This window comes from Gordonia hongkongensis (genome assembly GCF_023078355.1).
Classification (GTDB): domain Bacteria; phylum Actinomycetota; class Actinomycetes; order Mycobacteriales; family Mycobacteriaceae; genus Gordonia; species Gordonia hongkongensis.
Genome location: NZ_CP095552.1, coordinates 2,418,113 through 2,438,056, shown reverse-complemented (window position 1 = coordinate 2,438,056; position 19,944 = coordinate 2,418,113). Strand labels below are relative to the sequence as shown.

The following is a 19,944-nucleotide window of genomic DNA, read 5'->3' as shown; positions in this document are numbered from 1 at the left end:
CCAGCGGCTCGGCTCAGGGCAGCGCGTCGATCAGCGCCGGCACCTCGACCCGTGGGCCGGTGAAGAACGGCGTCTCCTCGCGGACGTGCATCCGCGCCTCGGTGGCGCGCAGATCACGCATGAGGTCGACGATGCGGTGCAGCTCGGGCGCCTCGAAGGCCAGCAGCCACTCGTAGTCGCCCAGCGCGAACGACGACACCGTGTTGGCGCGGACGTCCTTGTACGCGCGCGCTGCCTTGCCGTGGTCGGCGAGCATCTTGCGCCGCTCCTCGTCGGGCAGCAGGTACCACTCGTAGGACCGCACGAACGGGTACACGCAGATGTAGTTGCCGGGGTCCTCGCCCGCGAGGAACGCCGGGATGTGGCTCTTGTTGAACTCGGCGGGCCGGTGCAGCGCGACGTTGCTCCACACCGCGTTGCACGCCCGTCCCAGAACGGTCTCGCGACGGAACTTCGCGTAGGCGGCCTGGATCGGCTCGACGTCCTCGGCGTGCCACCAGATCATGAAGTCGGCGTCGGCGCGCAGACCCGACACGTCGTAGACACCGCGGACGACGACGCCGGTGTCCTCGAGGGACTTGAAGAAGTCCGCGGCGTCGGATTTGGCCTGATCGCGATCAGCACCCAGTTCACCTGGGCGGACCGCGAACACCGAGAACATCAGGTAGCGGATCGTCGAGTTGAGTTCTGCGTAATCCAAGCGGCTCATGGGTGCCATCGTGCCACCGGCGCCCACCCGGCGACCAGGCAGGTCAGCGGAGTCGGGTCACGTCAGATCTGCCAGCAGTTCGGCCGCCGCGCGGCCGGCCCGGCCGATACAGGCCGGCACCCCGACACCGGCATACGACGACCCGGCCAAGGCCAGACGCGACGGCCGCGCGGCCAGCACCTGCGACATCGCCGCGAGGTGCCCGGGCGCATAGACCGGCAATCCGTCGTCCCAACGCTGCACGTATGCGTCGACGACCCGCGACGACACCGGCGCGACACCGGCGGCGCGGCACACCTCGTCGAGGTCCTCGAGTGCCTCACGACGCAGCCGGTCGTCGACGCCGGGTTCGGCCGTCTCATCCGGTACCACCGCACCGAACCGTCCGAACGACGCCCGCACCGAGACCGGCCGGCCCGCATCCGACATATGCGCCCACTTCTGCGAGCTGAACGTGAAAGCCTTGGCGCGCAACCCTTCTCCGGTCCCCACCAGCACACCGGAGTGATCGGGCAGCTCGGTCCCCGGCGCGAGCGCGATCGACACCACCACCGACGAGGCGCCCCGGACCGCGCGCAACGGCGCAGACAGGTCCGGCGCGGACCGACCCAGTAGCTCCCCCGCCCGCCAGGCCGGCACGGCCAGGAGCACGGCGTCGTACGGTCGCGGGTCACGAGCCGTACCGAAGTCGAGCACCCACCCGGCCCCAGACGGAGTGACTTCGGTGACCGGACACGAGATCTCGGGTTCGATGCCGGCCGCGGTCCGCAGGGCGTCAAGGAGGATTTGGTATCCGCCCACGAGGGCGCCGAAGACCGGCCCCGAGGCCCCGGCCCCCGCGGCGATGAGGTCGCCGACGGCAGCGGTGAGCGACGGCGCGCCCGCGTCGAGGCGCGTGGCCAGCGCCGGTAGCGCCTCGCGGACCCCGATGTCGTCGGCGAGACTGGAGTACACACCCCCGAGCATCGGGTCGACGCTGCGCGCCACCACCGAGGGCCCGAACCGGTCGGCGACCAGCTGCCCGACCGACGTATCGTTCCCGGCTTCCCACCGCATCGAACGGTCGGGTTCACCGGACATGCGGTCGACGTCCTCGGGGTCGGCGAGACCGTCGACGACGGCCGGTCCGGCCGGGATGCCCATCAGCGCCGGACTGGGCAACGGATGCAACCGCTTACCCGACCACACCGCGGGACGGCGCGGCGTCGGCGAGACGATCCGGTCGGCGAGGCCCAGTTCGGTGACGAGTTCGAGCGCCTCGGGTCGCCGGACGATGAACGCCTCGGCCCCGACGTCGACGGCCCGACCGCCCACCGTCGTGGTGTGCAGGACCCCGCCCACCCGTCCGGAGGCCTCGAGCAGGTCGAGGTGCGCGTCGGGCCCGAGCGCACGACGAAGGCGGTAGGCGGCGGTCAGACCGGAGATCCCGCCGCCGACGATCGCGATTCGGACCCGCGGGGACATCAGAGGCTGTGGATGACTTCGACGGCCCGGGTCAGCACGTCCGGGTCGGTGCCGGGCAGCACGCCGTGTCCGAGGTTGAAGATGTGCCCGACCGCCCCGGCGGCGATCGCCCGGTCGCCATCGGCGACCACCCGGCGGACCTCGGCGTCGACGACGTCGGGGCCGGCGAACAGCAGTGTCGGATCGAGGTTGCCCTGCACTGCCCTACCCGGACCCACCCGGCGCACGGCCTCCTCGAGCGGCACACGCCAGTCGACGCCGATGACATCGGCACCGACATGCGCCATCGGGGCGAGCAGCTCACCGGTGCCGACGCCGAAGTGGATGCGCGGGACGCCGTACCCGGCGACCTCGGCCAGGACACGGGCGCTGTGCGGTGCGACGAAACGCTGGTAGTCGGCGGCCGACAGCATGCCCGCCCACGAGTCGAAGAGCTGGATCGCGTCGACCCCGGCCTCCAGCTGGACGCGCAGGAACGCGATGGTGATGTCGGCGAGACGCGCCATCAGCTCGGCCCACGTCTCCGGGTCGCCGTGCATCATCGCCTTGGTCCGCTCGTAGTTGCGGCTCGGGCCGCCCTCGATGAGGTACGAGGCCAGGGTGAACGGCGCTCCGGCGAAGCCGATCAGCGCCACCTGGTCCCCCAGCTCGCCGAGGAGTAGTTCGATGGCCCGCGCGATCGAGCCGACCGCTGCCGGTTCCAGCCGCGGGATGCGCGACACCGCGTCGGGCGAGCGCACCGGCTCGGCGATCACCGGCCCGGTGCCCGCGACGATGTCGAGGTCGATGCCGGCGGCCTTGAGCGGCACCACGATGTCGGAGAACAGGATCGCCGCGTCGACGTCGTGCCGGCGGACGGGCTGCATGGTGATCTCGCAGACCAGTTCGGCGTCGAAGCAGGACTCCAGCATGCCGTGATCGGCGCGGATGGCCCGGTACTCGGGCAGCGAGCGACCGGCTTGCCGCATGAACCACACCGGCCGGCGTGACGGGGTCGCGCCGGTGGCCGCGGCGACGAGCGGCAGGTTCGACCTATGGACCCGGGTACCAGTTGCGTTCGACATCACCGCTTACTCTGCCATGCCCCTCGATCTGCGCACGGGTGGTCCTCGGCGCGCCTCCGCCGTGGCCGGGCACCCCAGCCCTACGGTCGAACGGTGACCTCTTCGGGAGCTCCGGACGAGCCTGCTGATTTCCGCGCAGCGGTGGAGTCGCTGCATGCTGCCCGGGTGCGCCGCGAGATCGAGGTCGGGCCCATCCGCCCGCCGCAGCGCCTGGCGCCGTACAGCTACGCCGTCGGCGCCGAGGTGCGCCCGCCCGAGGACCTCGACGTCGTGCCCACGGATTCGCAGGGAAGCGCCTTCGGGCGCCTCATCCTGCTGTTCGATCCCGCCGGACAGGACGCGTGGAACGGCACCATGCGCCTCGTCGCGTTCCTCCAGGCGGAGGTGGAGGCGGCCCTGGCCATGGATCCGCTGCTGCCCGAGGTGGCCTGGAGCTGGCTCAGCGACGCCCTCGGCGTCCCGGTGGGCGCGACCGCCACGCCCGACGGTTCCGCCCACCGCGTCGAGGTGACCGCGCTCGGCGGCACCGTCACCTCCACGACGTCGGTCCGGTATGGCGACATCGCCGGACCTCCGCGCGCACATCAGCTCGAGGTGCGCGCCTCGTGGACCGCCCTGAGCTCGGACGGCCTGAACAACCACCTCGAGGCGTTCTGCGACGTGCTCGCCTCCGCGGCCGGTCTCCCGCCGGTCGGGGTCACCGAACTCGGCGCGACGTGAACGACTCCGCCCCCGGGGATGCGGCCGAGAACCCGATCGAGCCGGACCCCGCGCCGGAGGTCACCCCGTTGCTCCGGCCGGCCGACGGCGTGCCCCCGGTACTGGCGACCGCCACCGAATTCGCCGACGCGGCAGCCGCTCTGGCAGCCGGCGACGGGCCGATCGCCGTCGACACCGAACGCGCGTCGGGCTACCGGTACTCGCAACGCGCCTATCTGATCCAGATCAAACGACGCGGATCGGGGAGCTTCCTGCTGGACCCGATCGGTGATCCCGGCGCGCTGGCGCCCGTCATCGACGCGATGCGCGGACCGGAATGGGTGCTGCACGCGGCCGATCAGGACCTCCCGTGCCTTCGCGAACTCGGTTTCGAGTGCGTTGAACTGTACGACACCGAGCTGGCCGGACGCCTCCTGGGCCTGGCCAAGGTCAACCTCGCCGCGATGGTGGCGGAGTTCCTCGGGCTGGGACTCCTCAAGGGACACGGCGCCGCCGACTGGTCGCGCCGCCCGCTGCCCGACGAATGGCTGAACTACGCCGCGCTCGACGTCGAGGTCCTCGTCGAACTGCGCGACGCCATGGACGCCGCACTCGCGGAAGCGGGCAAGGACGGCTGGGCGCGAGAGGAATTCGCGTACGTCCTGGGCCGGCCACCGGCACCGCCGCGCACCGACCGGTGGCGCAAGACGTCGAACGTGCACACCGTGAAGTCCACCCGCGCGCTCGCCGCGGTCCGCGAATTGTGGACCGCGCGTGAGGAACTGGCGCAGCGTCGGGATGTCGCGCCCGGACGTGTCCTGCCCGACACGGCCATCGTCAACGCCGCGACCGTGAACCCTCAGTCCATCGCCGAACTCACCAAGCTGCCGGTCTTCGGCGGCCCGCGTCAGCGCCGTCAGGCCGGGATCTGGATGTCCGCGCTGCAGCGGGCGCGCGAGATCCCCGACAGCAAGCTGCCCTCGCGGAAGTCGACCGGACCGGGCCTGCCCCCGGTCAGCCGGTGGGATCAGCGCAACCCGGAGGCCGCGGCGCGGCTGCAGGCGGTCCGGCCGGTGCTCAAACAGATCGCCGAAGACCACACCCTGCCGGTGGAGAACCTCCTCGCACCCGACGTGATGCGACAGCTGTGCTGGGACGGGTTGCCGGAACCGATCACGACCGAGGCGCTCAATGCACATCTGGCCGCCGCCGGCGCCCGCACGTGGCAACGGACGCTCTGTGCGGAGGCCCTGACCGAGGCCCTCCTCGACGCCGCCCGACCAGGGCCGACGGCGGCCGCCGAGTAGATCGACCCGCCCGACGGGACCCCCGGCCATCGCGCTGTGGCGCCGACCTTCGCGTACATTCGGGGATCACGACCCGAAAGCCATCACCCGAGTACGCGAGCCACCGGGAAGTCACCTCCGGTGAGCACACCACCTTCCGCGATGGGAGCAGTTCCGTGGCCACAGTCTCCGTCGGCATCGACTCCGACCTCGAACCGAGCGCAGCATGGGCGCTCGCCAGCAACCTCTCGCGCTTCGACGAGTGGATGACCATCTTCGGCGGGTGGCGCTCGCCGGTCCCCGACACGATCGCCGAGGGCACCACCATCTCCTCCCTCATCAAGGTCAAGGGCTTCCGCAATGTGATCCACTGGACCGTCACCGATTACGACGAGCCGCGGCTCATCGTGCTGTCGGGAACCGGCCGCGGCGGGGTGAACATCGATCTGGCGATGAAGGTCGACGAGATCGCCGACGGTTCGCACTTCGACCTGTCGGCCGAGTTGTCCGGCGGTCTGCTCAACGGCTCGGTCGGCAGGCTCGTCGCCAAGATCCTGGAATCCGATGTGCACAAGTCGATCTCGAACCTGGCGACACTGCGCTGAGTCGATCGGGGCCGACCTGACCCCTCTGCACCCTAATCCGAGGAACCACCAAACCGCTGGTCTGTGGGGTGCAAGCGACCCCCTCCCTCCGCTCCCTGCGGTGCGAGGAGCGCCAGCGACGAGCCACGAAGGGTTCGCGACGCATCTCACCAGGACCCTTCGTGACGGCCTCCGCAAGCTCCGGCCTCCTCAGGGAGCAGTAGTAGGGCTCGCCGCGAGCACACAGGTTTCTTTCGTAGTCCAGGACGGCCGTCAGGCCGCTGGTACTGAGGTGCGAGGAGCGCCTAGCGACGAGCCCCACGAAGGGCAGGCGTCCGTCGTCAGACGGGCGGGTGCAGCGTCGCGGCCCGGACCACGGCGAGAGCCGATCCGGACTCCTCGAAGAGGCGCCGCTGCCGAGAGGCCCCGTTGCCCTGCAGACGCAGCCGGTCCAGCGTCTGTGCGACGCCGTCCCGCTCGCCGAGTCGGTCCAGTGCGGGTGCGAGCACGGTGAGTAGCTGCTCGACCCGCGTCCAGACCGGCACCAACGCGCCGGTCGTCGGGTCGAGCGCACGCCCGTCGACGCCGTCGTGGGCGGCGATCCAGTACGCGGCCGACAGCAGCGCCGGATCGAGGTCCGCGGCCGGGAACCGCCGGTCCCCCGCGCGCAGGTCGTCGAGGGCGGTCATCACCGCCGCACGGACGAGGGTGGCGAAGGTCTGCGTCTCCTCCACCCGCATCTGCACGTCCCCGACCCGCACCTCGACCGTGGGCAGGTGATCCGACGGCCGAGCGTCCCAGTACAGCATGTGCGGGTCGAGAATAGTGCCCGTGGCCACGAGGAGTTCGACCGTCTCGGCGAAGTGTTCGGCCGACCGCAGGTGCGGTGGCGGTCCCGCCGCCGGCCATCGCGACCAGAGCACCGAGCGCCAACTGGCGTGGCCGGAGTCGGCGTCGCGATAGATCGCCGAGTTCGCCGACAGCGCAAGCAGTATCGGTAGCCACGGGCGCAGGCGATTGCACACCGCGACGGCGGTGTCGGTGTCCGGGACACCCACGTGGACGTGACAGCCACTGATGCCCTGTTCGTGGGCCAGCATGCCGTACCGCGCGGCGATCGCCCGGTAGCGGCCGGTGTCGGTCACGGGGAACGACTCGGGCACGCGTGGCGGCACCCCGCAGGCGACCACGTCCACGCCTACATCATCGGCCGCCGCCGCCAGGATGCCCCGCAGCCGGTGCAGGTGGTCGCCGATCTCCTGACTCGTCGCCGCGGTCGGCGTGGCGATCTCCACCTGCGACGAGGTGAGTTCCAACTCGAGGTCGAGGCCGCGCGCGGATGCCGCGGCCGCGACCTCACGGTTGCTCCCGACCGGCCGTCCGGTCTCCCGGTCGACGAGGACGAACTCCTCCTCGACCCCGAGGGTCGGCGCCGGAATGTCCCGGAAATCCCCGCCCGCGGAACCGTACTCGTCGTTCACACGGAGAAAATGCCCAGCGGCGGCATCGGTCAAACGGGACGTCAGTCCTCGGCGCCGCTCTCCGCCGGATCGGGTGTGTTCTCGATCGCCCGGTCCAGGCCGGGACCGGCCTGCATGCCCGAGACCGTCGCGGTGATCGACCGGGCGAGGTCCTGCGCGGTCAATCCGAGATCGGCCAGGATCTCGTTGCGCGAGGCGTGCGCGATGAACTCCTGCGGGATGCCCTTGATCTGTACCGGTACCAACACCTCTGCCGCCGACAGCGCGGCGGCGACCGCGGAACCGACGCCGCCGCTGGTGCACCCGTCCTCGAGCGTCACGACGAGACGGTGGCGGCGCGCGACCTCGACCACCGAGGTGGGCACCGGCAGCACCCAGCGCGGATCCACGACCGTCGCATCGATTCCCTGACGGGCCAGGCGTTCGGCGGTGTCGACGGCCAGCCCGCAGAAGGCACCGACCGCGACGATGAGCACATCGCCGCCCGCCGGACCGAGGTCCCGGTCCGTCCGGTGCAGCACGTCGACACCGTCGTCGAGCCGCTCGACCGCGCGGATGTCTTCGGGGACAGCACCTTTGGAGAATCGGAGGGCCGTGGGGCCGTCGGCGACGCCGAGTGCCTCGTCGAACTCCTCGCGCAGCCGGACGGCGTCACGGGGTGCGGCGACCCGCAGGCCGGGCACCATCGCCATCAGCGAGAGATCCCACATGCCGTGGTGGCTGGGGCCATCGGGTCCGGTGATGCCGGAACGGTCGAGGACGAGCGTCACCGGCTGCCTCAGCAGCGCGACGTCCATCAGCAGCTGATCGAACGCGCGGTTGAGGAACGTCGAGTAGATCGCGACAACCGGATGCAGTCCGCCGAGCGCGAGTCCGGCCGCCGAGGTCATCGCATGCTGTTCGGCGATGCCGACGTCGAACATGCGGTCCGGGTAGCGTTCGCCGAAGGGGGTGAGCCCCGTCGGCCCGGGCATCGCCGCGGTGATCGCCACGACGTCGGGACGGTTGGCGCCGGCGTCGAGCAGTGCGGCGGAGAACACGGCGGTCCAGTCCTGGGGTGAGACGCTCGTGGGCCGGCCGGTGACCGGGTCGATGATGCCGGTCGCGTGCATGAGGTCGGCGACGTGGTTCTCGGCGTGGGCGTAGCCCATGCCCTTGCGGGTCACGGTGTGCACGATCACCGGGCCGCCGAAGTCGCGGGCCTGCCGCAGCGCCGACTCGACCGCGTCGATGTCGTGACCGTCGACGGGCCCGACGTACTTCAGTCCGAGATCGGTGAACATCGCCTGCGGGGCCAGGAGGTCCTTGAGCCCGCTCTTCATCCCGTGCAGGACGGCGTATGCCGGCTCCCCGACGACGGGCACCTGCTTGACGACGCGACGACCCTCGTCGAGGAACTTCTCATACCCGGGCTGCAGGCGCAGCCCCGACAGGTGGCTCGCGAGTCCGCCGATCGTCGGCGCATACGACCGACCGTTGTCGTTGACGACGATGACGACCCGGCGGTTGCAGGCGGCGATGTTGTTGATGGCCTCCCAGCACATACCGCCGGTCAGGGCGCCGTCGCCCACCACCGCGACCACCGTGCGATCCGGCTGACCGGTCAGTTCGAAGGACTTCGCGAGCCCGTCCGCATACGACAGCGCCGCCGACGCGTGCGAGGACTCCACCCAGTCGTGGTCGGACTCCGCGCGCTCCTGGTAGCCGGTGAGCCCGCCGCGCTGGCGCAGCTGATCGAAGCCGTCCTTGCGTCCGGTGACGATCTTGTGGACGTAGGACTGGTGGCCGGTGTCGAACAGGATCGGATCCGACGGCGAGTCGAAGACGCGGTGGATGCCGAGCGTCAACTCGACGACTCCGAGGTTCGGTCCGAGATGTCCGCCCGTGGCGGCGACCTTCTCGATCAGGAACGTCCGGATCTCGGCCGAGAGGACCTGCATCTCCTCGTCCGACAGCGGCCGGAGATCGGCCGGCGAGCTGATCCGGTCAAGCACACCCATCGTTTCCTCCATCACCGGCGAGACGCCAGGTCGGCTGTCGAGCCGGAGAACGTCCGGCACATGTCTGGTCAGTCTACGGAAGCATTCGTCGCGAGCCCGATCGACGGATGGCCGACGCGTCGGGATCCGGACCTCGCGAGCGCGCCCCGCTCACCCGTCGGCGGCCGGAACGAGGCAGGCCACCGCCTCCACGTGGTGTGTCAGCGGGAAAGCGTCGAAACCGCGTATGTCGACGACACGGAATCCGCGTGCGGCGAAGTATCCGAGATCACGTGCGAATCGGGCGGCGTCGCAGCCCACGTGGACCACGATGCCGGGCCGGGCGTCGGCGATCGCCCCGATCACCCGTTCCCCGGCTCCGGTACGCGGGGGATCGAGGACGACGACGTCCGGCCGCGCGGTGAGGTCCGTGATCCGGGCCGCGACCTCCCCGCGATGGGTGTGCACCCGATCGCCGTCGCCGGCGAAGGCCCGCTCGGCGGCGTCGAGTGCGGCCGGATCCGAATCGACGATGTGCACGGTGTCCGGCGCACCGGCCGGGCCGTCGAGCAGTGCGCCCGCGAACACCCCTGCCCCGCCGTACAGATCCCACGCCACGCGTGGCGGTCCCCCGAGATGCGCACCGACGAAGTCGACGACGGTCTCGGCGTAGGCCCGCGGCGCGTCGCGGTGCGCCTGCCAGAATCCCGAGACGGGAATGTCCCACGACCGCCCGCCGACCCGCTGGACGGCCGTCGCCCCACCTTCGACGACCCGCTGGGCACGGGGCCGTGCGTGCCGAGCGCGGTTCTGCTGCGCCCGGCGCCGGCTGTCGGCGCGGCCCCGGCGCGGCTCCGCCACGGGCGCGAGTTCGGTGATGTGGCGCGCGCCGTCGGCGTCGAGCACGACGGCGAGTTCGGAGTGCGTGGTGAAACCGCGGTCGGCGAGTCCGTCGAGCATTCCCGGGGCGGGCTGGACGCAGGCCTCGGTGACGACGCCGCGGCCGCGGAACGCCGACTGCCCCGGGCGCCCCCGGCCGTCCACGGCCAGGCGGGTCCGGATTCGCCACCCCACCTCGGCGTCCCCGAGACGCCGCACGCCGTCGGTCGCCAGCTCGGTGCCGGCCACGATCTCGCCCGGTAGACGACCCACGCGATCCAGGACATCGAGCAGCACAGCCTGTTTCAGGTCCCGCGCATGGTCGGGCGTCACGTGCGCGAGGTCACAGCACCCGGCCCCGGCCGCAGCCGCCGGACACCGCGGCGCCACCCGGTGCGGCGAGGCGTCGAGCACCTCCGCCACCTCAGCCCGCCAGTACGAGTCGTGCCGGTCGTCGGTGATGTCGGCGACCACCCGTTCGCCGGGGATCGCCCCGCGGACGAACACGACGCGGCCGTCTGCGCGGCCCACGGACTCACCGCCGTTGGCCGGACGGTCGACGGTCACCTCGACCCGGCGCGGTGTTGCCGGGCCGCTCACGGTCGCCGTTCGGGTTCGCCGAGCGCACGACGGGTCTCCCCCGGCGCCCAGTACGCGCGGTCTTCCTTGCGCCGGTCCGACGAGGTGAGCTGCCACGGCACCGAGGTCACCATCACGCCGGGCTCGAACAGCAGCCGGCCCTTGAGGCGCAGCGCCGACTGGTTGTGCAGGATCTGCTCCCACCAGTGCCCGACGACATACTCCGGGATGAACACGGTCACGACGTCGCGCGGCGACTCACGCCGCACCCGGCGCACGTATTCGATGACGGGCCGGGTGATCTCGCGATAGGGCGAGGCGATGACCTTCAGCGGGACGGTGATGTCGCTGGCCTCCCACTCCGAGACGAGCTTGCGGGTGTCGCGGTCGTCGACGTTGACCGTGATCGCCTCCAACACGTCCGGACGGGTGGCCCGCGCGTACCGCAGGGCCCGCTTGGACGCCATGTGCAGGCTGGACACGAGCACGATCGAATGCGTGCGGCTGGGCAGGACGGCCTCGTCGTCGTCCTCGGCGCGGTCGAGTTCGCGCTGCACCGACGCGTAGTGGTGATGGATGAGTTTCATGATCACGAACAGCGAGACCATCGCGATCACCGCGATGTAGGCACCCTCGGTGAACTTGGTGATCAGGACGACGACCAGGACGGTCGCGGTCATCACCAAGCCGACCGTGTTGACCACCCGGGACTGCATCATCCGACGCCGCGCGCTCGGGTCGGTCTCGGTACGCAGCAGGCGGGTCCAGTGCCGCACCATGCCGGTCTGGCTCAGGGTGAACGACACGAACACGCCGACGATGTAGAGCTGGATCAGCGCTGTCACCTGCGCCCCGAACGCGACGACGAAGACGATCGCGGCGATCGCGAGGAAGAGGATGCCGTTGCTGAACGCCAGGCGGTCGCCTCGGGTGTGCAACTGGCGCGGCAGGTAGCGGTCCTGCGCGAGTACCGAGCCGAGCACCGGGAAACCGTTGAACGCCGTGTTGGCGGCCAGCAGCAGGATCAGCGCGGTGACGGTGGCGACGAAGAAGAAGGCCGGCGGGAACGAGTCGAAGACGGCATGGGCCAGCTGGGCGATCATGGCCTTCTGCTGGTAACCCTCCGGCGCCCCGATGAGGTCCTGCTCCGGGTTCATCACGTACTTCGCGCCGATCTTCTCCGCCAGCAGCACGATGCCCATCAGCAGGGTGATGGAGAACGCGCCCAGCAGCAGCAGTGTCGTCGCGGCGTTGCGCGACTTCGGTTTCCGGAAGGCCGGCACCCCGTTGCTGATGGCCTCCACCCCGGTGAGCGCCGCACAGCCCGAGGAGAACGACCGGGCGACGAGGAAGATCAGCGCCAGCCCGGTGAGGTTGTCCTGTTCGGGCACGATGCCGAAGTCGGCGGTCTCGGAATGGATGTCCTGACCGAGCACGTAGATCTCGGTGAACCCCCAGATGAGCATGCCCAGGACACCGATGATGAACCCGTAGGTCGGGATCGCGAGCACGGCCCCGGACTCCTTGATGCCGCGTAGGTTGACCGCGGCGAGCAGCATGATCGCGCCGACGCAGAACCACACCTTGTGCTCTTCGACGAACGGGATCGCCGAACCGATGTTCTCCGCCGCCGACGTGACCGACACCGCCACCGTGAGCACGTAGTCCACCAGCAGAGCGCTGCCGACGGTCAGGCCCGCGTTGGGACCGAGATTGACGGTCGCGACCTCGTAGTCGCCGCCGCCCGAGGGATAGGCGTGCACGTTCTGGCGGTAGCTCGCGACGACCACGGCCATGACGACGGCGACGGCGATCGCCACCCAGGGCGTGAACGCCAGCGCGCTGATGCCGGCGACCGACAGGACCAGGAAGATCTCCTGCGGCGCGTACGCCACCGAGCTCATCGCGTCGGAGGCGAACACCGGCAGGGCTATCCGCTTGGGCAGCAGCGTGTGACCGAGCGTGTCGCTGCGAAAAGGCCTGCCGAGCAGGAGGCGTTTCGTCGCGACGGACACCTTGGAGACGGTGGACACCAGGCAACCCTAGAGCGTTGGCGCCGAGGCGGGTAGGTTCGACTCGCGGCAGACGAGCCGCGTGTGGAGAGGAATGCCGTGCAGGTGGTCATCATGGGTTGCGGGCGGGTCGGATCCGCGCTCGCGATGTCGATGCAGAAGCGCGGACACGACGTCGCGATCATCGATCGGGATCCGAGCGCGTTCGTGCGGCTGAGTCCCGACTTCGCGGGCCGCACGATCACCGGGGTCGGGTTCGACCGCGAGATCCTCGTCAAGGCGGGCATCGAGCACGCCGACGCGTTCGCCGCGGTGTCCTCCGGGGACAACTCGAACATCATCTCGGCGCGGGTGGCCCGCGAGACCTTCGACGTCGAGCGCGTCGTCGCCCGGATCTACGACGCCAAGCGCGCCGAGGTGTACGAGCGACTCGGCATCCCCACGGTGGCGACCGTCCCCTGGACGACCGAGCGATTCGTCTCGGCGCTCGGCGAGACGACGACGATGGAGTGGCGTGACCCGTCGGGTTCGCTGGCGATCGCCCAGATCGACGTCGACGACTCGTGGATCGGGATCTCGGTCGGCAAGTTCCAGGAGCAGACCGGCGCGCGGGTGGCCTTCCTCAGCCGTGTCGGACGTCCGGTTCTCCCCGAGGCGAAAACCGTTCTGCAACAAGACGATGTGGTCTACGGGGCGGTCATGCTCGACAACCTCAAGAACGCCCGCGGCGTCGCCGCGCGGCCGTTCACCCAGAACGAGTCCGGATGACCCGGGCCGAAGGAGTCCCGAAGTGAAGGTCGCCATCGCCGGAGCCGGCGCGGTCGGGCGCTCGATCGCCCGCGAACTGCTGGTGAACGCCCACGAGGTCACGCTCTTCGAGCGCAACGCCGGCCACATCGACACCGACTCCGTCGTCGGCGCGGGGTGGGTGCTCGCCGACGCGTGTGAACTCGCCAATCTCGAAGAGGCGCAACTACAGACCTACGACGTCATGATCGCCGCGACCGGCGACGACAAGGCCAACCTCGTCGTGAGCCTGCTCGCGAAGACCGAGTTCGCCGTCAATCGGGTCGTCGCCCGCGTCAACGACCCGCGTAACGAGTGGCTGTTCGGCGAGGACTGGGGGGTCGACGTCGCAGTCTCGACCCCGCGCCTGCTCGCCTCCCTGGTCGAGGAGGCGGTGTCCGTCGGCGATCTGGTCCGGTTGATGACGTTCCGTCAGGGGCAGGCCAACCTCGTCGAACTCACCCTGCCGTCGAACACTCCCCTCGCCGGCAAGCCCGTCCGGAAGCTGGAACTGCCGCGCGACGCCGCGCTCGTCGCGATCCTGCGCGGCGGCCGCGTCATCGTCCCGCAGCGCGACGACCCCATCGAGGGCGGCGACGAACTGGTCTTCATCGCGCCCACCGAGGCCGAGCCCGCCCTCTACGAGGCTATGCAGATCGCGCGGTGACGTCCGCGTCCGGCGGGGTGCCGGCGCGCGCCGCCTCGGCTCGCTGCGCCCGGCGGACCAGGAGGATCGTCGCGAGCACCACGAGCGCGGTCAGCGGCCACCCCATCGCGATGCGCGCGAACGCCAGCCACCCGGTGGCCCCGTCGTCGTACAGTTCCGACTGCGTCAGATAGCGCGCCGCGAAGAGCACCGCCCACAGTGCGGTGGCGATGTCGTAGGCGCGGAGGATGGACCGCTGCTTGCGCCAGCCGGAACCCTCGCCGTTGATCAGATGCCAGGCCACCCCGATGAGGGGCCACCGCACCAGGATCGAGCCGGCGAACACGATCGCATAGACGAGGGTGCTCCAGATCCCGAAGAGGAAGTAGCCCTTGGCATCCCCCACCCGGTCGGCGATGAAGACGCAGATGGCGACGCCGAGCAGACCCGAGATCGCGGGGGTCAGGGGTTCGCGGCGCACGAGCCGTACGACGAAGAGCAGCGCCGCCACGCCGAGAGCCGCGTAGATGGCGGTCCGGAGGTCGAAGAAGGAGTTGACGGGGACGAACACCACCACGGGCACGGTCGAATAGACCAGGCCGGAGACGCCACCGATCTGTTCGAGCACCGTGGGCGCCGCCTGCTCGGGTGCTGACCGTCCGGGTGCCGACGGTTCGGCGTCCGGCTGTCTCGAGGCCGGATGCTCGGGGACCGGACCGGTCACTCGTCGACGCCGTGCAACTCGTAATAAGGGTTGTAGATCACCTTGTGGCCGTCCTGCTCGGCGAGCCGGCCCCGGACGGTGACCTTGCGGCCGGGCTCGATGCCGGTGATGCGGTTACGGCCCAGCCACTTCAGCATCACGATGTCGGAGCCGTCGAAGAACTCGGCCTTCACCCCCGCCTTGGCCGACCGCGAACAGGTCTCGACCGCACGCAGTTCGCCGTGCATGGTGACCTCGTCACCGCGGCAGCACTCGGATGCGCGCTGGGCACCTGTCGCCTTGGATTCCTCGGCGATCTTCTCTGCGTCGGCGTCACCGAGATCTTCGGTCAGCCGACGGGTCAGTCGTTTGAGATAGCCGGCAGTGGGCATCTCGACCCTCCCAATGGATTTCGGCCGGCACCGCAGGGCTGTACAGAGCGGTGTCCGTGGGTCGCCGAACGAGTGATCGGTGACCTGCCCGCCAGCGTAGACCTCGGCCTCGGCCAGTGACAACGTCGGCGACCGCGGGGCCATTCCGTGGTCGCCGGACCCCCGCTGTCCAGGTCTGCGCGGGGACCTCCGGACACCCTAGTGGTGTGTCTCGGAAACAAGCGAATGGTCCCCGGCGCCCCACCGGATACCGGCCACCTCTTTTCGAGACACACCACTAGGGGATGATGCCCTGATGCCTGGCACCGACGGTCCGCACCGCCCTCGCCCGACGGCTCTGGTCGGCATCCCCGGAACGGGCTCCGACGCCGATCACGTGACCCGTTCCTTTCAGCGCGCCGCAGCGGACCTGGGAGTCGAGCTCATCGCGCTGGACCCGACGACGCCGTTGATCGACGGCCACCTCCGCGGGCTGGAGCGGGCCGCCGGAGCCCACCGCTCGATCCTCGTGGGCGGGGTGTCGATCGGGGCCGCGATCGCGCTCGAGTGGGCCCTGCAGGACACCGACCGACGCTGCGCCGGGGTGCTCGCCGCGCTGCCGGCATGGAGCGGCGACGCCCACTCGGCACCCGCGGCCGCGAGTGCCGGCGCCACCGCCGATGCACTCGAACGCGACGGACTCGAGGCGACCATCGCGGCGATGGCGAGCAGCAGCCCGGACTGGCTGGCCGCGGAACTGACCCGGTCGTGGCGGGGTCTGTACCCGGGCCTCGCCGGCATGTTGCGCGAGGCGGCTCGTCATCGGGCGCCGACGCCGGCCGAGATCGCCGGGCTCACGGTGCCGCTGGCCATCGTCGCGGCCGCCGACGATCCGGTCCACCCCATCGCCGTCGCCCGCGAATGGCATGCTGCCGCGCCGCAATCGACCCTCGTCGAGATCGCGCTCGACGACTGGGGCCACGATCCGGGTGTGCTGGGAGACGAGCTCCGGGCCGGGCTTGTCGCACTCACCGACCCGCCGGGGTGATCGGAGCCCGGTCTGGCCGGAGCTTCAGCGGCGGCGGCGGAAGCGCTGCATCGCCGAACCCGACGACGGCGGCAACGGCTCCTCGTCGACCTCGGGATCGGCGGGAGCCGCGGACTCCACTTCCCGGGCGGCGGCCGCCTCCGGCTCGTCGCGGTAGGCGTTCTCCCCATAGACGGTGGCGTGGGCGACCTGATCGAGCGCACCCCCGGCAACGGGTACCGAATCGTCGGTCGCGTCCTCGGTGGTCGCGGCACCCGGGCCCGCGTCCTGTGCGGTGGGGTTCTGGGCGGAGGGGTCCGGGGATTCTTGTCCGGCCGGGGGGCCGGCGAACATCTGCTGCTGGGCGGCCGCGACCTGCTCGGCGAGCACCGGCGGCAACACGACGGGCAGCGGATCCCGCGGGGGGAACGGCTCGGACCCGCGTCGGACCACCGTCTCGGCCAGTACGGCGCGGCTCAACCGTGCGAGGTCGTCCGCATGCTCGGTGGGTCCGCTGCCCACGCACCGGACGAGCCAGCGCGGGCCGTCGACCCCGATGAACCGGTGGGTCGCACCGTCCGTCTCGGCGACCACCTCACGCCCCCAGTGCCCGTCTTCGACACTCGTGGCCGCGCCGTCGTCGCGGAGGGAAGCGGCCAGCTCACGGACCACCTCACGCCACATCCCGGGGGACTTGGGTGCGGCGAAGGCGCTCACCGAGATCCGGCCGATGGGGGTCACCAGGTACACGTTCTGCGGCTGGTGGGCCTCGGACATCTCGACGGTGACCTGTCCGCCCTCGACCACCGGGACCAGCACCGATCCGAGGTCCAGATGGGAGTTCTCGAGCTCCTGCGGCCGGGTCGCCAGTGCGTCGATGTCGTAGGGGCCGCGCGCCTGACCGACCCGCAGCTCCTCTGATCCGTCCTGTGCCATCGCGTCACTCCTCGTTCGTCACCGCCGGCGACAGCGATCCGCCGGACACACGGGAAACACTAATCGACTCCCGTCGGGGAGAGCCCCGGGCGACGGTTCACCGCAGCGGTCAGGCGAGAATCGCCGATCCCCCGCTCGATCCGTACCCGCCGTCGCCGCGTGCGGTGTCGTCGAGTTCGTCGACCTCGACGAAGTCGGGCAGCTCGACGCGCTGCACGATCAGCTGGGCTATGCGGTCTCCCCGCGAGATGGAGATCGTCTGCTCCGGATCGTGGTTGATCAGACAGACCTTGATCTCCCCGCGATAGCCCGCGTCGATGGTGCCGGGGGTGTTCACGACCGACAGGCCGGCCCGGGCGGCCAGTCCCGACCTCGGGTGGATCAGCCCCACGGTGCCGATCGGCAACGCCACGGCGATCCCGGTCCCGACGAGTTGACGGCGTCCGGCGGGCAGTTCGAGATCGATCGTCGAATAGAGATCGACCCCCGCGTCCCCGGGGTGCGCCCTGGTCGGCAGCGGTAGGTCGGGATCGAGGCGTCGGAGCGCGATCGGCGCCGGGTCAGCGGGGTGCGCAGGGGGGAGATCTGAGGCCACGCAGGCAGACTACGCTGGTCACGTGACCGCAGATCATTCGCCCGAGCGCCCCGGAGGACCCTCGGACGCCTCCCCCGCACCCACCGGGCGGAACGCCGGCGTCACCGACTCGACCGCCGATCTGTTCGACGAGCGCCTGTACGTGCCGTGGTGGTGGTGGTTGGCAGCCGTGGTCCTCACCGGCGTGGTGGGCTACGAGATCCAGCTGTCGGCGCGCGGGAGCGCCTGGAGCATCATCGGATACGTGGCCACCGGCGTGCTGTGCGTCGTGATGCTGTGGTCGATGAGCCGTACCCGCATCCGGGTGACCGCGGATCGGGAGCTGCATGCCCACCGTGCGGTCCTGCCGCGCGCCGTCGTCGCGCGGGCGGCGACGGTCCCGGCGACCGCGAAGAGCGCCGCACTCGGGCGGCAGCTCGACCCGGCGGCCTATCTCGTGCACCGCTCCTGGGTGAAGACGATGGTCCTCATCGTGCTCGACGACCCCGACGACCCGACACCGTATTGGCTGGTCTCGACACGTCGGCCCGCCGAACTCCTTGCGGCGCTGGGCGTCGACGACGCCGCGGCCGACCGTCCCGCACCCACCGCCTGACCCGGGCACGACTCTCTACCCGAGACACGACGAAGGGGCCGCGCCGTATTCGGCGTCGGCCCCCTTCATCAGCTGTGACAGCTGGACTCAGTTCATCTCACGCGCAGTCGACGCAGATGAGCGAGCTTCCGTTCTCCTCGGCCAACCGGCTGCGGTGGTAGACGAGAAAGCAGCTGGTACAGGTGAACTCGTCGGCCTGCTTGGGGATGACACGCACGGACAGTTCCTCGCCCGAGAGATCGGCGCCCGGGAGTTCGAAGGACTCCGCGGTATCACTCTCGTCGACATCCACTGCCGAGGACTGCGCCTCGCTGCGTCGAGCCTTCAGTTCTTCGAGCGAGTCCTCGTTGAGGTCCTCGGTCTCCGTCCGTCGTGGCGCGTCGTAATCTGTAGCCATTCCTTGCCTAACTTGTCGAGAGTGTGAGGGGCGCTCACGGTGACGGCGCTGGCGTCGCCACCCGGTGTTATTGCGCACGACTCCGCCGGGATTGTCTTACCGATGGGGTCACTGCAACGTCGTCTCGGGCGAGATTCGTACCAGAGGATCAGACGTATTGCGTGATTTCGATCACGGTTTCATATCGGGCGCACCCCGGGTCTGGAAGCGCGGGCGCCCGAAGTATAGTCGACACGCTATCGAAGGTCAATACCCGGGACCCAACTCGTCGGTAAGTTTCGGTTCGGCGCCCGATCCATGCCCCGGTACACCCCAGTCGTACCGCTCCCGGCGAGGCTCGCGGGGCACTGCGGGGTCACCCTCTACAGTGATCCGAGATCACGCAACGCCCAGTGAGGAGTCAGTCCACGGTGGTGTCGAAGATTACGGTCGGCTATCCGACCGACGAGCAGGGCCGACCCTACCGTCGGCGGCGCTACGCACCGGCGATCGTCACGGTCGTCGTCCTGATGGTCGTCGGCGTGGTGGTGTGGGCGGTTGCGCTGGGCGGCGGCGAGTCCGAATCCGTTCCGACAGCGTGCAATCAACCGACTCCGCCGACGTCGGTGGAAGCGGGCGCGCCACCTCCGCCGGCCCCGCCGACCCTCACCGTCGTCGGACGGGACGAGATGCTCGGAGTCGCTCCGGCCCCGCTGTCGACCTTCGGCGTCCGCGTCCTCAACGCCTCCGACGAACGAGGCGCGGCCCGCACGGTGTCCGACGACCTGACCGCGCAGGGGTTCAGCCCGGTGCCGGACACGCCGTACGCCGATGACCCGGTCTATCCCAACCGGGATCTCAACTGTGTCGCACAGATCCGGTTCGGGCCGGCCGGTCGCGCGGCGGCGGCGGCCACATGGCTGGCGTTCCCGTGCGCCCAGTTGGTCGACGACGGCCGGCGCGGCACGGCCGTCGACGTCGCACTCGGGGTCCACCACTCGGGTGGCGAGATGTCGCAGGACGCGCAGGCTGCCCTCGAGGCGCTGCGGTCGGCGGATCCGAAGAATCCGGCGAGTGGTGTCGACCCGGTCCTCGTCGAGGCCGTGCACTCCGCCCCCTGCTGAGCTCCGCACGCCGTGCGGCGGCCGGCGACCTCTGGCGAGAAGCGGGAGG

The 19,944-nt window shown here is 70.4% G+C and carries 20 protein-coding genes; 8 read left to right on the top strand and 12 right to left on the bottom strand.

Annotated features, from left to right (window positions below; genetic code table 11):
- Nucleotides 1–13: 13 nt before the first annotated feature.
- From hemQ to hemE, 3 genes are read right to left on the bottom strand one after another with little or no spacing between them, the layout of a single operon-like run.
- Nucleotides 14–709 carry a hydrogen peroxide-dependent heme synthase gene (hemQ, locus tag MVF96_RS11065; protein WP_058250316.1) on the bottom strand — a complete coding sequence of 232 codons (696 nt, stop codon included), beginning with the start codon at nt 707–709 and terminating at the stop codon, nt 14–16.
- 57 nt (nt 710–766) lie between these two features.
- Nucleotides 767–2,173 (bottom strand): protoporphyrinogen oxidase, encoded by a 1,407-nt coding sequence (gene hemG / locus MVF96_RS11060; protein ID WP_247451987.1) that lies wholly within the window; start codon nt 2,171–2,173, stop codon nt 767–769.
- Entirely contained in the window at nt 2,173–3,237 is a 1,065-nt protein-coding gene (gene hemE, locus MVF96_RS11055; protein ID WP_247451986.1) for a uroporphyrinogen decarboxylase, read from the bottom strand. The genes hemG and hemE overlap by 1 nt, the downstream gene beginning before the upstream one ends.
- Before the next feature lie 93 nt (nt 3,238–3,330).
- Between hemE and MVF96_RS11050 the strand changes: the two genes are divergently transcribed.
- The 3 genes from MVF96_RS11050 (at nt 3,331) to MVF96_RS11040 (ending at nt 5,827) form a co-directional block, all read left to right on the top strand.
- Nucleotides 3,331–3,957 carry a DUF3000 domain-containing protein gene (locus MVF96_RS11050; protein WP_058250234.1) on the top strand — a complete coding sequence of 209 codons (627 nt, stop codon included), beginning with the start codon at nt 3,331–3,333 and terminating at the stop codon, nt 3,955–3,957.
- Complete coding sequence (locus tag MVF96_RS11045) at nt 3,954–5,243, top strand: HRDC domain-containing protein (protein ID WP_058250233.1); 1,290 nt, start codon at nt 3,954–3,956, stop codon at nt 5,241–5,243. The genes MVF96_RS11050 and MVF96_RS11045 overlap by 4 nt, the downstream gene beginning before the upstream one ends.
- Nucleotides 5,244–5,398: 155 nt before the next feature.
- Entirely contained in the window at nt 5,399–5,827 is a 429-nt protein-coding gene (locus MVF96_RS11040; RefSeq protein ID WP_247451985.1) for a type II toxin-antitoxin system Rv0910 family toxin, read from the top strand.
- Between the two features lie 320 nt (nt 5,828–6,147).
- On the opposite strand, the gene MVF96_RS11035 is transcribed toward MVF96_RS11040, so the two are convergent.
- The 4 genes from MVF96_RS11035 to MVF96_RS11020 all read right to left on the bottom strand — a co-directional run bounded on the left by MVF96_RS11035 (nt 6,148) and on the right by MVF96_RS11020 (nt 12,757).
- Nucleotides 6,148–7,287 (bottom strand): carboxylate-amine ligase, encoded by a 1,140-nt coding sequence (locus MVF96_RS11035; RefSeq protein ID WP_247451984.1) that lies wholly within the window; start codon nt 7,285–7,287, stop codon nt 6,148–6,150.
- A 41-nt stretch (nt 7,288–7,328) separates the two neighbouring features.
- Nucleotides 7,329–9,287: a 1-deoxy-D-xylulose-5-phosphate synthase gene (gene dxs, locus MVF96_RS11030; RefSeq protein ID WP_165630165.1), complete on the bottom strand. Its 1,959-nt coding sequence runs from the start codon at nt 9,285–9,287 to the stop codon at nt 7,329–7,331.
- A 150-nt stretch (nt 9,288–9,437) separates the two neighbouring features.
- Nucleotides 9,438–10,745, bottom strand: a complete 1,308-nt coding sequence (locus MVF96_RS11025; RefSeq protein ID WP_247451983.1) for a class I SAM-dependent RNA methyltransferase — start codon at nt 10,743–10,745, stop codon at nt 9,438–9,440.
- Nucleotides 10,742–12,757: an APC family permease gene (locus MVF96_RS11020; RefSeq protein ID WP_137808743.1), complete on the bottom strand. Its 2,016-nt coding sequence runs from the start codon at nt 12,755–12,757 to the stop codon at nt 10,742–10,744. Before MVF96_RS11020 ends, MVF96_RS11025 begins: the two co-directional genes overlap by 4 nt.
- 78 nt (nt 12,758–12,835) lie before the next feature.
- Between MVF96_RS11020 and MVF96_RS11015 the strand changes: the two genes are divergently transcribed.
- Nucleotides 12,836–13,504, top strand: coding sequence for a potassium channel family protein (locus MVF96_RS11015; protein WP_058250313.1), 669 nt, complete (start codon nt 12,836–12,838; stop codon nt 13,502–13,504).
- Between the two features lie 22 nt (nt 13,505–13,526).
- Entirely contained in the window at nt 13,527–14,189 is a 663-nt protein-coding gene (locus MVF96_RS11010) for a potassium channel family protein (RefSeq protein ID WP_058250226.1), read from the top strand.
- Here the strand turns inward: MVF96_RS11010 and MVF96_RS11005 are convergent.
- Both MVF96_RS11005 and MVF96_RS11000 read right to left on the bottom strand, forming a co-directional pair.
- Nucleotides 14,170–14,796: a DUF3159 domain-containing protein gene (locus MVF96_RS11005; RefSeq protein WP_139104502.1), complete on the bottom strand. Its 627-nt coding sequence runs from the start codon at nt 14,794–14,796 to the stop codon at nt 14,170–14,172. The two genes, MVF96_RS11010 and MVF96_RS11005, sit on opposite strands and share 20 nt — an antisense overlap.
- A 92-nt stretch (nt 14,797–14,888) precedes the next feature.
- Nucleotides 14,889–15,263: an OB-fold nucleic acid binding domain-containing protein gene (locus MVF96_RS11000; RefSeq protein ID WP_004018839.1), complete on the bottom strand. Its 375-nt coding sequence runs from the start codon at nt 15,261–15,263 to the stop codon at nt 14,889–14,891.
- Between the two features lie 295 nt (nt 15,264–15,558).
- Here MVF96_RS11000 and MVF96_RS10995 point away from each other — a divergent pair, with 295 nt between their 5' ends.
- On the top strand, nt 15,559–16,290 hold the full coding sequence (locus MVF96_RS10995; RefSeq protein ID WP_065628891.1) for an alpha/beta fold hydrolase: 732 nt from the start codon (nt 15,559–15,561) through the stop codon (nt 16,288–16,290).
- Between the two features lie 24 nt (nt 16,291–16,314).
- Here MVF96_RS10995 and MVF96_RS10990 read toward each other — a convergent pair whose 3' ends face one another.
- On the bottom strand, nt 16,315–17,205 hold the full coding sequence (locus tag MVF96_RS10990) for a DUF3710 domain-containing protein (RefSeq protein ID WP_065628892.1): 891 nt from the start codon (nt 17,203–17,205) through the stop codon (nt 16,315–16,317).
- A gap of 109 nt (nt 17,206–17,314) precedes the next feature.
- Nucleotides 17,315–17,800, bottom strand: a complete 486-nt coding sequence (gene dut, locus MVF96_RS10985; protein ID WP_065628893.1) for a dUTP diphosphatase — start codon at nt 17,798–17,800, stop codon at nt 17,315–17,317.
- 22 nt (nt 17,801–17,822) lie between these two features.
- Here dut and MVF96_RS10980 point away from each other — a divergent pair, with 22 nt between their 5' ends.
- Complete coding sequence (locus MVF96_RS10980; RefSeq protein ID WP_065628894.1) at nt 17,823–18,395, top strand: DUF3093 domain-containing protein; 573 nt, start codon at nt 17,823–17,825, stop codon at nt 18,393–18,395.
- A gap of 97 nt (nt 18,396–18,492) precedes the next feature.
- On the opposite strand, the gene MVF96_RS10975 is transcribed toward MVF96_RS10980, so the two are convergent.
- A complete protein-coding gene (locus MVF96_RS10975) occupies nt 18,493–18,792 on the bottom strand; it encodes a DUF4193 domain-containing protein (RefSeq protein WP_004018846.1) in 300 nt (99 codons plus the stop codon).
- 410 nt (nt 18,793–19,202) lie between these two features.
- Here MVF96_RS10975 and cei point away from each other — a divergent pair, with 410 nt between their 5' ends.
- Nucleotides 19,203–19,895, top strand: coding sequence for an envelope integrity protein Cei (cei, locus tag MVF96_RS10970; protein ID WP_065628895.1), 693 nt, complete (start codon nt 19,203–19,205; stop codon nt 19,893–19,895).
- Nucleotides 19,896–19,944: the final 49 nt, after the last annotated feature.